Here is a 12,355-nt window from a genome sequence, read left to right on the forward strand (position 1 = left end):
TGCCATGTCGCCTCGCGGATTTCCGGGCTTCGGCATAAATATCTGAAAATTCTGAAAAAAACCTTTGCCAATTGAAAAGGTTTCGACTAAATTAGCGCGCCTCGACAGGCTGAAAGGCTTGAAGAGATCCGGTGAAGTGTCCGAGCGGTTGAAGGAGCACGCCTGGAAAGTGTGTATACAGGAAACTGTATCAAGGGTTCGAATCCCTTCTTCACCGCCACTTTCGATGTACCGAAAAGCCCCTGGAAACGTGAGTTTCCGGGGGCTTTTTGCATTCCGGGGTTTTAGTGTTGTTCTCTCGGGCCTCATCGCTGGCAAGCCAGCTCCCACAGGTTCAGCGGTGCACACTAACCTGTGGGAGCTGGCTTGCCAGCGATAGGGCCCGAAAGAGCCCCACAATTCTCAGAAACTGACCGAAGCCGAAACACGCGCCGTCCGCGGCGCCCCCTGGAACAGATAGTTGTCCCCCAGGTAATCCCCCACATCCCGCCAGTAGCGCTTGTCGAAGAGGTTATCCACCGTCAGGCGCAGCACCGTGTCGTACCCGGCGATCTTGGTGCTGTAGCGGCTGCCCAGGTCGAACACGGTATACCCGCCGACTTCCACCGTCCCCTCCTGGTTGGCGTATTTGCTGGCGCTGTAGCGCATGCCGCCGAGCAGGGCCAGGCCAGGCACGCCGGGGATGCTGTAGTCGGCCTGCAAGGCTGCACGCAGACGCGGCACGTTCAGGGCCTGGTGATCGTCGTACGTGTCGGTGCCGCTGTCTTCGACGCGGGCACGGGTCGCGGCGACGCTGGCGTTGATCTGCAGGTCCGAGGTCAGCCAGCCGCTGGCGCCCAGTTCCAGGCCGATGTTCTTCTGCTGGCCCTGTTGCACATAGTCACCGCCCGGCTGGGTGTATTGATAGGCCTGGCGAAGCTGGAACACGGCAGCGCTGAAACTCATGCGTTGCCAGTCGCGTTTGATGCCCAGTTCGATCTGATGCGAAGTGGTGGGCGGGAGGATGTCCGGGTAATTCCCCGCAAACCATGGCGAAGCCCCGCCAGACGACAGCCCTTTGCTGTAGCTGGTGTAGATCGAAATGTCCGGCCGGGGTTTGTAGATGACGGCGGCATTGGGTAGCAGCTCATACTGCCGAGTATGGCGATCCGAAACGCCAGACGCGTCGAAAGACTCCTCGTCCAGGCGCACTTCACGAGCACCGATGACGGTCTGCCATTGTTCGTTGAAACTGATCCGGTCGCTGAAGAATACGCCGTACTGGCGGCTGTCCAGGCGGCGCTCGGAAGGGGCTGGCGTGCCCGGCGCCGAAGGGAAGGCGGGCGTCGGCTGATAGATATTGCCGTTGCCTACCCATTCGTTGAAGTAACCTCGCTGGTCGACCGTACGCCGTTGTGCGCTGGTCCCGAGGGTCAGTTCATGGTTCACGCCAAGTGCGTCGAAGCGCCCGGTGAGGGTGGCCTGGGCTTCGTCGATGCGTCGGGTGTCATTCGGGCTGCGGTAGTCGTAGATGTCGTAATTGCCTTCAGGGCTGAAGGTGTTGCCCAGGCTGCCGTAGCCGCCCCAGGCAAACGAACTGTAGTCATCGATCACCACCCGGCTACGCGACGCACTCACCGCCCCGGTCCAGGCATCGTTGAAGCGATACTCGAACCGTCCACCCAGGTTCAGCGAGTCGCTCTGCACCTGCCGCGCCCAATCCTGCCAGGCCAGGCGGTCCTTCGGGTCGATGCCATGGGGCACGCTGGTGCCGCCCAGCAACTGATAGCCCGGCACCGAGTACTGCTCGCGGTGCTGGTACTCGACATCCAGTTGCAGCAGGGCATCCGGGTTCATCTGCCAGTCGAAGGCCAGGGAGGCGAAGTCGCGCTTGCCGTCGGCATGGTCGACATAGCTGCGGATGTCCTCATGGGCCAGGTTGGCACGCAGGCCGAACTGGCGCTCGCTGCCGAACCAGCCGCCGAGGTCGGTGGCGATATAGCGTTCGCCCTGCTCGTTGCTGGACAGGGTCACCGAGCGCACATCCTCCGGACGCTTGGTCACGTAGTTGATCACCCCGCCGGGCTCCGACACGCCGCTCTGCAAGCCGGACAGCCCCTTGAGCAGCTCAACCTGCTGCTTGTTCTCCAGCGCCACGTTCTGCTCGCCGGTGATGGTCTGGCCGTTGATCTTGTAGCTGTGCGCCGCGTCGAGGCTGAAGCCGCGCACATTGAAGTTCTCGTAGTAGCCGATCGGCGCGTAGGACTCGCCCACCGAGGCATCGCTTTGCAGCACTTCGCTGAGCAAACGGACCTGGCGGTCCTGCAACAGCTGCTCGGTGAACACCGAGACCGAGGCCGGGGTATCCAGCAGCGGTGCTGAAGAGAATCCGGCGACCTGGGCCTGACGCGGCTGATAGCCATCGCTCCAGGTGTCGGACACTTTCACCGGGGCGAGGACGACGCTGTCTTCGGCAAGGGCGTACGGGGTGCTCAGGGCCAGGCCGACGGTAAGCAGGCTGAGCGGCAGGCGGGGGCGTTGCAAGGACATGCGGCAAAACTCCTTGGGGGCCCGCAGCGGGCGCACCGTTAGTGTTCGGAGCTGCCATTGGCTGAAGACCCGGTACGGCGAGAAGAAGGCACGGGCGAAGGGGGACTGGCATTGCGCCAGAGGGCGCCGGAGCGCGGGCGCATCTTAGCAGGGGCGACCGCGTTGCGGTGCCCCGATTTGCCGTGATGCTGCCTACAGGAAGAACGAAGAAGGAGGGCGCAAATTCAGGATTTTGCCGGTTGCGGCGGCTGGGTGCGGCGGCGCCAGGTGCCGTCCAGTTTCGACCAGGTCTTGCCGTCGGTCACGGCCAGTAATTTGCGACCATCCTTGAAGGTGGCGAGGAAGGTGATTTCCTCATCCTTGCTGCCCAGCCAGAGCCCGGCCAGCAGGCCCAGCGGCCCGGCCATCAGGCAGCCGGCGAAGCCCCAGCCGAGGGCGCTGCCAAGATTGCGGCTGGTTTCCTGGTTGGCGACCTTCATGTCCTTGATGCGTGAGAGTGCGATTTTTTCGCCCGGTGAGGGGCTCGCGGCGGTCTTGAGTGTGAGCGATCCATTGCGGTACTCGCCGTCACCTTGCAAGAAATCGCCGGATTGAACCGTGAGTCTTGTCATAAGGGTATCCAGGTTGAGAGGGCTATTGACCAGCGCCTACTCAGCTCTCCGGATACCCCCAAGTCAATCGCCAGGCGACGGAGGGTAGGACGTCCGTCAGACGGTTCTGACCTGCATCACTTTCCTGCCGGCCAGCCACCAGATCAGCAGGCCGGCGACACCGATGCCCAGCCCGGCGATGACGATGGCGTTCCAGCCCCAGGCCTGGAACAGTTGGGTACCGAGCAGCGAACCTGTGGCGCCGCCAATGAAATAGCAGGTGATATAGCCGGCGTTCAGGCGGTTGCGCGCTTCCGGGCGCAGGGCGATCACCGCGTTCTGGTTGCTGACGTGGACCAGTTGCACCGCCAGGTCAAGCAGCAGCACGCCGGCCAGCAACGCTGCCAGCGAGGTCGGGGCGAAGGCCAGTGGCACCCAGGACAGCAACTGCACCAACAAGCCGACCGTTGTGCCTTGCGCGCCCTTGCCCTTGTCGGCCAGGCGCCCGCCCCAGTTGGCGGCCAGGGCACCGGCGGCACCGGCCAGTCCGAACAGTCCGATCACGCCATCAGAATATTGGTAGGGCTCGGCCTTCAGCAGAAACGCCAGGGGTGTCCAGAACAGGGCGAACAGGCAGAAGGAAATCGCCCCGAGCAACGAGCGAAGACGCAGCACCGGCTCGTCGGCGAACAGGCGGAACACCGAGCCGATCAGCGCCGGATAGGCCAGCCCGGCATGTTGGTGGCGCTGGGGCAGGGCGCGGTACAGGGCGATGGCGCTGAGGGCCATGAGTGCGGCGGCGAGCATATAGATGCTGCGCCAGTCGCCGAGGCTGGCCATGAAGCCGGCGGCGGTACGGGCCAGGAGAATGCCCAGCAGCAGGCCGCCCATCAGGGTGCCGACCACCCGGCCGCGTTCGCTTGGGTCGCTGAGTCCGGCGGCCATCGGCACCAGGACCTGGGCCACCACCGAGAACAGGCCGGTCAGGGTGGTGCCCAGCAGCAACCACGGCAGGCTGGGGGAGAAGGCGCTGATCAACAGGCCGACGGTGGCGATGCTGATCATGCTGACGATCAGGCGGCGCTGCTCGAACAGATCGCCCAGCGGCGCCAGCAGGAACAGGCCGGCGCCGTAGCTGAGTTGCGCGGCGATAACGATCCAGCCGGCGCTGGCGGTGCTCAGGCCGAAATGCTCGGCGATGCTGTGCAGCAGCGGTTGCGCGTAATAGTTGCTGGCCACCGCCAGGCCGGTGGCGGTGGCCATCAGCAGGATCAGGGCGCGGCTCAGGGCAGGTGTGGAACTCATGGGTGTCTCCTTTCAAGAGCCGACAGTATCGGAAATCGACTAGCATGACGCCAACGCATAGTTTTCATCGGATCAATCTCGAAAGCAGATGGATAAATGAACCTCAAGCAGATCGAATACGCCCTGGCCGTCGCCGAAACCGGCAGCTTCACCAAGGCAGCGCAGCGTTGCCATGTCGTGCAGTCGGCGCTGAGTCATCAGATCGCCCGGTTGGAAGAACAGTTGGGCACCCAGTTGTTCGAGCGCAGTTCGCGTTGGGTCCGCCTGACCACCGCCGGCGAAGCCTTCGTACCCAATGCCCGTATCGCCCTGGATGCAGCGCGGCGGATCGCCGACGAGGTGGCTGCGGCCACCGGTGAAGTCCGCGGGCGCCTGTCCATCGGCGAGATCAGTTCGCTGACCGAGCTGGACCTGGTCGACCTGCTGGCCGGCTTTCACCGTGAATACCCCAAGGTGGATATCCGCTGGCTGATGGGCAAGAGCGAGCTGATGATCGGCGATGTCCGCGAGCGGCGCCTGGATGTGGCGTTTATCGGGGTCTGGCCGGGAGAGTCGCTGGAGGGGGTCGAGCATCGCCTGCTGGCCAAGGAGGAGCTGGTGGCGGTGTTGCCGCGGGAGCATCCGCTGGTTATCCACAGGCGCCTGTCGTTGGCGCAACTGGAGGACCAGCCGCTGGTGGACTTCCAGGCCGGCACCGGGGCGCGTCGGCAGACCGATGAAGCCTTCGCCACCGCCGGTCTGCGCCACCGGGTGCAGTTCGAAGTGGGCACCACCAACCTGATCGAGAAGTTCGTCCAGCGCGGTCTGGCCCTGGGGCTGGTGGCCGAGCGGGTGGCCGCCGGTTTCCAGCGGGTGAAGGTGCTGCCGATCAGCGATGCGCCGGTGCGTCATGTGTATGCCATCTGGTCGAAAACCCCGACCCCGGCCGCCAGTGCCTTTATCCAGTTGCTGGAACGGCATCTGGCGGCGCGGTGAACATCAGGCGGCGAAACCGCCGTCGATGGTCAGGCTGGCGCCGGTGATGTAAGCGGATTCCGGGCCGGCCAGGTAGGCGACGAAGCTGGCGATCTCTTCCACATGCCCGTAGCGCCCGACCGCCATCAAGCCCATCAGGCTGTCGGCGAATTCGCTGTCGGCGGGGTTCATGTCGGTGTCCACCGGGCCGGGCTGCACGTTGTTGATGGTGATGCCGCGTGGGCCGAGATCGCGGGCCAGGCCACGGGTCAGGCCGACCAGCGCCGACTTGCTCATGGCATAGGTGGCGCCACCGGCGAAGGGCATGCGTTCGGCGTTGGTGCTGCCGATATTGATGATCCGCCCGCCCTGGCCCATATGCCGGAGCGCGGCCTGGCTGGCGACGAAGACGCTGCGCACGTTGACCGCCAGGGTACGGTCGAAGTCGTCGAGGCTGAACTCGGCGATATCGCCGATGGCCAGCACGCCGGCGTTGTTGACCAGGATATCGAGGCGGCCGAAGTGTTCGGCGGTCAGGTCCACCGCTTGCTGCACGGCGGCCGCGTCGGCGCTGTCGGCCTTGAGGGCCAGGGCCTTGCCGCCGTTCTGGCGGATCTCGTCCTGCAGCTGTTCGGCAACGGCCTGCGAGCTGACGTAGGTGAAGGCCACTGCCGCACCCTGTTCGGCCAGACGCTTGACGATGGCCGCGCCGATACCGCGTGAGCCGCCCTGGACCAGTGCCACTTTGCCGCTGAGGTTGTGTTGAGTCGACATGCTTGATGCTCCGAAAGAACAAGGCTGGATGCCTTGTGAATGGAACCGAGTATCTGCCTGGGATTAGCGCCCGATAAGCCGGTAATCGCTATAGTCTTAATAAACCTTTGGTATGGAATCCCCGATGGAAAGCTTCAGCAGCATCGAGTGTTTTATCCGTAGCGCCGAGGTCGGCAGCTTCGCTGAAGCCGCACGGCGCCTGAGCCTTACCCCGGCTGCGGTGGGCAAGAATGTCGCCGGTCTGGAGGCGCGCCTGGGCGTGCGGTTGTTCCAGCGTAGTACCAGAAGTCTGACCCTGACCGAGGCCGGGCAGCGTTTTCTTGCCGAAGTGCGGGACAGTTTCCAGACCATCCAGCATGCGGTGAACAACCTGGCCAGCGCCGAAGGGCAGCCGGCGGGGACCTTGAAGGTCAGCATGGGGACGGTGTTCGGGCGGCTCTACATCCTGCCGCTGTTGGGAGAATTCCTGGGGCGTTATCCGGCGATCACGCCGGACTGGCACTTCGATAACCGTCAGGTGGATCTGATTGCCCAGGGGTTCGATGCGGCCATCGGCGGTGGTTTCGACCTGCCGCCCGGGGTGGTGGCACGCAAGCTGGCGCCGGCGCACCGGATCCTGGTGGCGTCGACCGGGTATCTGGCGCGCTGCGGCGAGGTGCGCACGCCGGAGGACCTGGCCAGGGCGGACGGGATACTGATCCGCTCGCCGCAGACCGGGCGGGTGCGTTCGTGGCCGTTGACCAGCCGCTGGCAGGAGCAGAGTCCCTTGAGTTTGCGTCAGCGCATGACCATGACCGATTCCGAAGCGGCCTGTGCGGCGGCGGAGCAGGGCCTGGGGGTGGCGTTGGTGAGCATGCCGTTTGCCGTGCCGTATCTGCAGCGCGGCAGCCTGGTGCGGGTGTTGCCGGACTGGTATGTGGATGACGGGAATATCTCGTTGTACTACGCGCAGCACAAGCTGCTGCCGGGGAAGACCCGGGTGTTCGTGGATTTCGTGAGGGAGAAGTTTCTGGAGCAGGGGTTGGCGGGGCGGTTTGATGCGTTGGGCTGATCCGGAATTTGCTTTGCTCTCTCGGGCCTAATCGCTGGCAAGCCAGCTCCCACAGGTTCACCACTGTTCTTGAGAGCACTGCTGTACCTGTGGGAGCTGGCTTGCCAGCGATTAGGCCCGGAAGAACAACCTCTATCTCACAGAAATAACGGCCAACACCTGCCGCCCATTACCCACCACCAAATCCAGCTCATCGTCCTCAAACTTGCCCAACAGTTGCTGCCCCAGCGGCGATCTCGGGGTAATCACCGTCACCAGCCCATCCCCCTCGCCAATCTTCAACCCGGCCGCCTCGGGCCCGAGAAACAGCCACTGCCGGCGCCCGTCCTGATCCTCCAGCAACACCAGGTTGCTCACCTGGATGCCGCGTTCGGCGTCGTACTCACGCACGACCAACTGCTGATAAGCCGCCCGCGCCTGACGAATCTCTTCCATGCGCCGGGCCTGTCCGGTGGCCAGGTAGGACGCTTCCAGGCTCAGGGTGTCGTACTTGTTCTCGGCGATGTTCTCTTCCGCGGTGGCCGCTTCATACGCGGTTTGCGCGGCACGCTGGATCATGTCCAGGTCGATGCCCAGGCGCTCGACGATGGCCTGCAGCAGCTCGTGCTTGTTCGGTTCAGCGGCAGAATTCAAGGACATTGGCCCGGCTTTTCTCGGTAGGTGCAGTGCGGTTCTGTTGCAGCCAGAACTGGCATTTGGGGTTGGACAGGTTGCGCGGGTTTCTCTCCGCGCTCTCGACGGCATCCTCGATCTGCTGTGTCTGCAAGGATTGCTGGTACTGCTCGAACATGTGGTTCTGCTCCGGCGACTGTTCCTGCGCACCCGGGCGCCGTGCTGCGGGTGGTTGCGGCGGGGCAGGGGGCGTCAGCGGCTGGCTGATCACCGCCGTCACCGGTTCGCGCACCTCGGGCACGAACTGCCAGACACCCCAGAGGGTCAGGCCGATGGCGATGAAACCCAGCCACAGTCCGAGGGCGACACCCAGGGCCAGCGGCAGGATTTTCGGAGAAATCTTGAAGGTACGAGGACGGGTTCGGTAGGACATGACAGCCTCCTGGCCAGGACAGGGACGGGATTGTCGCACGACGGATCTTTTTTCAGGGCCCGATAACCCGGACAATCGACGATTATTTGTTCGCGGCGCAAGAGGGCCTGCCATGAAACCGACCTGGGATATCTTCTGCTGCGTCGTCGACAACTACGGTGATATCGGCGTGACCTGGCGCCTGGCCCGGCAACTGGTGGCCGAGCACGGGCTGGCGGTGCGCCTGTGGGTCGATGAGCCAAAGGCCTTCGTACGTCTGTGTCCGGAGGCGGACGGCGAGGCACTGTGCCAGGTCCGCGATGGCGTCGAGGTACGCCGCTGGTTGGCAGAGTGGCAACCGGTGGCGGTAGCCGACGTGGTGATCGGCGCCTTCGCCTGCCAGTTGCCGGCGGCCTATGTCGAGGCGATGGCCGAACGCACCGCCCCGGCCCTGTGGCTGAACCTGGATTACCTCAGCGCCGAGGACTGGGTCGAAGGTTGCCATGGCCTGCCGTCGCCGCAGGCCAACGGGTTGCGCAAGGTGTTCTTCTTCCCCGGCTTCACCGAACGCACCGGTGGTTTGCTGCGCGAATCGGGATTGCTGGAGCGGCGCGGCGCCTTTGATCGTCAGGCATTTCTGAATGGTCTGCAGATCCATCCTCAGCCCGAGGCTCGGCTGATTTCCCTGTTTGCCTATGAAAATCCCGGACTTGCCAGCTGGTTCGATGCCCTCGCCGAAGACGCCCGGCCCAACCATGTGCTGGTCCCGGAAGGGCGGGTACTCGGCGATGTAAAAGCCTGGCTGGCTGTGGATAACCTCGCTGTCGGAGATATCCACAGGCGCGGCGCCCTGACCGTGCAGATCCTGCCCTTCGTCAGCCAGGACGATTACGACCGCCTGCTGTGGAGCTGCGATTTCAACGCGGTGCGTGGCGAAGACTCCTTCGTCCGCGCGCAATGGGCCGGCCAGCCGCTGCTCTGGCATATCTATGTGCAGGAGGAGTACGCCCACTGGGAAAAGCTCGAAGCGTTCCTCGACCGCTACACCCAGGGCCTGGCGCCTGCCGCCGCGGCAGCGCTGGTGGAATTGTGGCGGGCCTGGAACATGGATCGGGACATGGGCGAGGCGTGGAAACAGCTGCTGCCGCACTGGCATGAACTGGCCGTGCACGCCCGTGGCTGGTGCGCGGAGCAGGCCGCTCGGCCGGACCTTGCCAAGGCGCTGGTACAGTTTTACCGAAATTGGATATGATACGCGGCCTCGATTTTTATAAATCCATCCAGATTCGGATACTTCGTAATGAAAACTGGTAAAGAGCTGAAACCCGGTACCGTACTGCGTATCGACAACGACCCGTGGCTGGTTCAGAAAGCTGAGTTCACCAAATCGGGCCGTAACAGCGCGATCATGAAGACCAAGCTGAAGAACCTGCTGACCGGCTACAAGACCGAAACCGTATACGGTGCGGACGACAAGCTGGACGACGTGATCCTGGATCGCAAAGAAGCGACCCTGTCGTTCATCAGCGGTGACTCGTACACCTTCATGGACACTTCCGACTACACCATGTACGAACTGAACGCCGAAGACATCGACGCCGTTCTGCCGTACATCGAAGAAGGCATGGAAGACATCTGCGAAGCCGTCTTCTTCGAAGGCCGCCTGGTTTCCGTAGAGCTGCCGACCACCATCAGCCGTCAGGTCGTCTACACCGAGAACGCTGCTCGTGGCGACACCTCCGGCAAGGTCATGAAGCCTGCCAAACTGAAGAACGGTACCGAGATCCAGGTTGCCGACTTCATCCAGATCGACGAGTGGATCGACATCGACACTCGCGACAACAGCTTCAAGGGCCGTTCCAAGAAGTAATCTTCCTGGCGTCCACGAAAAACCCGGCCTCGGCCGGGTTTTTTCATTTCTGAGCTCCAAGCCTCAAGCTTTAAGCCTCAAGCAAGAGCGGCGCGGACCGCTGTTTCTTGCAGCTTACGGCTTGAAGCTTACAGCTCGCTTCATCAAACGCTTACGTGCAGGCGTACATCGACGTTGCCGCGGGTGGCGTTGGAGTACGGGCAGACCTTGTGCGCGGCGTCGACCAGGGCCTGGGCGTCGGCTTGTTCGAGGCCCGGCAGGCTGATGCGCAGGTCGATATCGAGACCGAAGCCGCCCTCGATCTGGCCGATGCCGACTTCGGCGGTGATCGCGGTTTGCGCAGGCAACTGGCGTTTGCTCTGGCCGGCAACGAATTTCAGGGCGCCGATGAAGCAGGCCGAGTAGCCGGCGGCGAACAGTTGTTCCGGGTTGGTCGCCGCGCCGCCGGCACCGCCGAGTTCTTTCGGGGTGGCCAGTTTCACGTCGAGGATGCCGTCGTTGGAAACGGCACGACCATCGCGGCCACCAGTGGAGGTTACGTGTGCGGTGTAGAGCGCTTTCATGGAAATGTCCTCGAACCTTGATAAGTGTTTGGCACCGGAGAAGGGTGCCATCTGGGTACGAGGATTAAGTTAGTTCACAAATATTTAGTGCGCAAGATAAATTTTATGACTTTTTCCGGTCAGGCCAGGCGACAGGGCAGGCGCTTGCCTCAAAAGCCCCGTCGCAGAGCCATCAGAGGCTCTTTTGCAGTTGTTCGCGCAACGCCAGTAATTGCGCCTGGAGCCTCTGCAGTTGCTCCATCGACTGGCCGCTGGCGCCGAGAATGCAATGCGGAACCTTGCGTGCCTGCTGCTGCAGTTCACGTCCGGCCTCGGTGAGTTCGACGATCACCACCCGCTCATCCTCGCGGCTGCGGGTGCGCTTGAGCAGGCCTTCGGCCTCCAGGCGCTTGAGCAGCGGGGTGAGGGAACCCGGATCGGTGAGCAGGCGCTGGCTGATTTCGCCGACGGTCAGGGCGTCCTCTTCCCACAGCACGAGCATCGCCAGGTACTGTGGATAAGTCAGCCCGAGAGCCTGCAGCAAGGGCTTGTAGACCTTGGTCATCAGCAGCGAAGTGGAATGCAGGGCAAAGCACACCTGGTTATCCAGGAGCAGTTCGTCGCAACGGTCGGGAGCTTGGGTATCGGCGTTCATGCAGATCCTTGTAATCGTCTGGCCCTTGAATGTTAGCACGCAAGTTTTTAGCGCGATCGCCAGCTTAGTTCGCTTTGCAGCGCGAGATCCCAGGGCGGCACCGGGCTAAAACGGCTCTTGAGGAATTCGAGCAGCAAACGGCTGCGAGAGTTCGTTTCATGTTCAAGACGAAGCGCATAGACCCTACTGGTCTCGGTAGCGGGCAGGCCGTTTTCGCAGAACAGCGGAAGCAAATCGCCACGCAGCAGATACTCGCTGATCAGCCAGGTCGGCAGGTGGGCGATGCCCAGGCCGGCGAGCGCGCCGAACAGCAGGGTTTCGGCGTTGTTGGCGGTCATGCGCATCCGCGATGGGCGGAACAGGCGCATCTGTCCTTCCAATTCGAAGCGCCAGGCGAAGGGCGGGGCCAGGCCATCCCAGTCCAGGCCGTCGTGTTCGGTCAACTCGGCCGGGCTCGCCGGCACACCGCGCTGGCGCAGGTAAGCAGGGCTGGCACAGGCGATGCGCACCATATAGGCCAGCGGGGTGGCCACCAGTCGGGTATCGACAAGCGGGCCGGCGCGCAGCACCAGGTCCACCTCGCCAAGGTGCGAGCCGTGCATGTCGACGAAGCTGTCGATCAGGCGCAGTTGCACATCGAGCCCGGGGTAGGCGACGAGGAAATCGGCGATGGCCGGCGCCAGGTGACGTCGACCGAAGGCCGCTGGTGCATCGATGCGGATCAGGCCTTCCGGCGCGTTGCTCAGTGAGACTGCTTCGGCCCGGGCCAGGCGCAGCTCCTCGACGATCCGCCGGGCCCGCTCGGCAAAGGCGTTGCCGGCCGGAGTCGAGCGTACGGCATGGGTACTACGAACGAAAAGGCGGCTGCCTACCGCGTTCTCCAGGTTGTCGATGCGCCGCGCCACCGCCGACGGCGTCAACGGATGGCGCCGCGAGGCGGCGGAAAAGCTACCGGTTTCGAGGACATCGAGAAACAGCGTGAGCTGTTCGGTCAGGGCATCGGGGTTCATGGTGATCGTTTGCTTGTGCGGAATTGGCACAGCCATTGTGCGTTGCTATGC

At 63.3% G+C, this 12,355-nt stretch carries 13 protein-coding genes and 1 tRNA gene; 5 read left to right on the plus strand and 9 right to left on the minus strand.

Translation table 11 applies throughout. From position 1 onward, the window contains the following. Positions 1-130 precede the first annotated feature (130 nt). Positions 131-220: transfer RNA gene (locus PSEMO_RS15385), tRNA-Ser, on the plus strand. Between the two features lie 182 nt (positions 221-402). Here PSEMO_RS15385 and PSEMO_RS15390 read toward each other — a convergent pair. The 3 genes from PSEMO_RS15390 to PSEMO_RS15400 form a co-directional block, all read right to left on the minus strand. Beyond that, a complete protein-coding gene (locus tag PSEMO_RS15390) occupies positions 403-2,529 on the minus strand; it encodes a TonB-dependent siderophore receptor (protein ID WP_075803847.1) in 2,127 nt (708 codons plus the stop codon). 224 nt (positions 2,530-2,753) lie between these two features. Beyond that, the gene (locus tag PSEMO_RS15395; protein WP_075803848.1) at positions 2,754-3,140 is read right to left on the minus strand and encodes a hypothetical protein; all 387 of its coding nucleotides are present in this window, start codon (positions 3,138-3,140) and stop codon (positions 2,754-2,756) included. A 96-nt stretch (positions 3,141-3,236) separates the two neighbouring features. Continuing rightward, positions 3,237-4,424: an MFS transporter gene (locus tag PSEMO_RS15400; protein ID WP_075803849.1), complete on the minus strand. Its 1,188-nt coding sequence runs from the start codon at positions 4,422-4,424 to the stop codon at positions 3,237-3,239. 96 nt (positions 4,425-4,520) lie between these two features. Here PSEMO_RS15400 and PSEMO_RS15405 point away from each other — a divergent pair, with 96 nt between their 5' ends. After that, positions 4,521-5,399, plus strand: a complete 879-nt coding sequence (locus PSEMO_RS15405; RefSeq protein WP_075803850.1) for a LysR family transcriptional regulator — start codon at positions 4,521-4,523, stop codon at positions 5,397-5,399. Positions 5,400-5,402: 3 nt separating this feature from the next. On the opposite strand, the gene PSEMO_RS15410 is transcribed toward PSEMO_RS15405, so the two are convergent. After that, positions 5,403-6,152 (minus strand): 3-oxoacyl-ACP reductase family protein, encoded by a 750-nt coding sequence (locus PSEMO_RS15410; protein ID WP_075803851.1) that lies wholly within the window; start codon positions 6,150-6,152, stop codon positions 5,403-5,405. A gap of 124 nt (positions 6,153-6,276) precedes the next feature. Here PSEMO_RS15410 and PSEMO_RS15415 point away from each other — a divergent pair, with 124 nt between their 5' ends. Continuing rightward, positions 6,277-7,203 carry a LysR family transcriptional regulator gene (locus PSEMO_RS15415; RefSeq protein ID WP_075803852.1) on the plus strand — a complete coding sequence of 309 codons (927 nt, stop codon included), beginning with the start codon at positions 6,277-6,279 and terminating at the stop codon, positions 7,201-7,203. 132 nt (positions 7,204-7,335) lie between these two features. Here PSEMO_RS15415 and PSEMO_RS15420 read toward each other — a convergent pair whose 3' ends face one another. After that, entirely contained in the window at positions 7,336-7,842 is a 507-nt protein-coding gene (locus PSEMO_RS15420) for a GreA/GreB family elongation factor (RefSeq protein ID WP_075803853.1), read from the minus strand. Beyond that, on the minus strand, positions 7,820-8,248 hold the full coding sequence (locus PSEMO_RS15425) for a hypothetical protein (RefSeq protein ID WP_075803854.1): 429 nt from the start codon (positions 8,246-8,248) through the stop codon (positions 7,820-7,822). The genes PSEMO_RS15420 and PSEMO_RS15425 overlap by 23 nt, the downstream gene beginning before the upstream one ends. A gap of 112 nt (positions 8,249-8,360) precedes the next feature. On the opposite strand from PSEMO_RS15425, the gene earP reads away from it, so the two are divergent. Then, the gene (gene earP / locus PSEMO_RS15430) at positions 8,361-9,479 is read left to right on the plus strand and encodes an elongation factor P maturation arginine rhamnosyltransferase EarP (protein ID WP_075803855.1); all 1,119 of its coding nucleotides are present in this window, start codon (positions 8,361-8,363) and stop codon (positions 9,477-9,479) included. 48 nt (positions 9,480-9,527) lie between these two features. Then, positions 9,528-10,097 (plus strand): elongation factor P, encoded by a 570-nt coding sequence (gene efp, locus PSEMO_RS15435; protein ID WP_008092676.1) that lies wholly within the window; start codon positions 9,528-9,530, stop codon positions 10,095-10,097. A 143-nt stretch (positions 10,098-10,240) separates the two neighbouring features. Here efp and PSEMO_RS15440 read toward each other — a convergent pair whose 3' ends face one another. From PSEMO_RS15440 to PSEMO_RS15450, 3 genes are all read right to left on the minus strand, one after another. Further along, positions 10,241-10,660 (minus strand): organic hydroperoxide resistance protein, encoded by a 420-nt coding sequence (locus PSEMO_RS15440; RefSeq protein WP_075803856.1) that lies wholly within the window; start codon positions 10,658-10,660, stop codon positions 10,241-10,243. A gap of 172 nt (positions 10,661-10,832) precedes the next feature. Then, positions 10,833-11,294 carry a MarR family winged helix-turn-helix transcriptional regulator gene (locus tag PSEMO_RS15445; RefSeq protein WP_075803857.1) on the minus strand — a complete coding sequence of 154 codons (462 nt, stop codon included), beginning with the start codon at positions 11,292-11,294 and terminating at the stop codon, positions 10,833-10,835. A 47-nt stretch (positions 11,295-11,341) separates the two neighbouring features. Then, entirely contained in the window at positions 11,342-12,304 is a 963-nt protein-coding gene (locus PSEMO_RS15450; protein WP_075803858.1) for a LysR family transcriptional regulator, read from the minus strand. Positions 12,305-12,355: the final 51 nt, after the last annotated feature.

This window comes from Pseudomonas putida, assembly GCF_001941965.1.
GTDB lineage: Bacteria > Pseudomonadota > Gammaproteobacteria > Pseudomonadales > Pseudomonadaceae > Aquipseudomonas > Aquipseudomonas putida_L.

Coding starts and splice junctions, on each gene's coding strand:
- PSEMO_RS15390 (WP_075803847.1), bottom strand. CDS start 2,529: ATGTCCTTGCAACGCCCCCGCCTGCCGCTCAGCCTGCTTACCGTCGGC.
- PSEMO_RS15395 (WP_075803848.1), bottom strand. CDS start 3,140: ATGACAAGACTCACGGTTCAATCCGGCGATTTCTTGCAAGGTGACGGC.
- PSEMO_RS15400 (WP_075803849.1), bottom strand. CDS start 4,424: ATGAGTTCCACACCTGCCCTGAGCCGCGCCCTGATCCTGCTGATGGCC.
- PSEMO_RS15405 (WP_075803850.1), top strand. CDS start 4,521: ATGAACCTCAAGCAGATCGAATACGCCCTGGCCGTCGCCGAAACCGGC.
- PSEMO_RS15410 (WP_075803851.1), bottom strand. CDS start 6,152: ATGTCGACTCAACACAACCTCAGCGGCAAAGTGGCACTGGTCCAGGGC.
- PSEMO_RS15415 (WP_075803852.1), top strand. CDS start 6,277: ATGGAAAGCTTCAGCAGCATCGAGTGTTTTATCCGTAGCGCCGAGGTC.
- PSEMO_RS15420 (WP_075803853.1), bottom strand. CDS start 7,842: ATGTCCTTGAATTCTGCCGCTGAACCGAACAAGCACGAGCTGCTGCAG.
- PSEMO_RS15425 (WP_075803854.1), bottom strand. CDS start 8,248: ATGTCCTACCGAACCCGTCCTCGTACCTTCAAGATTTCTCCGAAAATC.
- earP (WP_075803855.1), top strand. CDS start 8,361: ATGAAACCGACCTGGGATATCTTCTGCTGCGTCGTCGACAACTACGGT.
- efp (WP_008092676.1), top strand. CDS start 9,528: ATGAAAACTGGTAAAGAGCTGAAACCCGGTACCGTACTGCGTATCGAC.
- PSEMO_RS15440 (WP_075803856.1), bottom strand. CDS start 10,660: ATGAAAGCGCTCTACACCGCACACGTAACCTCCACTGGTGGCCGCGAT.
- PSEMO_RS15445 (WP_075803857.1), bottom strand. CDS start 11,294: ATGAACGCCGATACCCAAGCTCCCGACCGTTGCGACGAACTGCTCCTG.
- PSEMO_RS15450 (WP_075803858.1), bottom strand. CDS start 12,304: ATGAACCCCGATGCCCTGACCGAACAGCTCACGCTGTTTCTCGATGTC.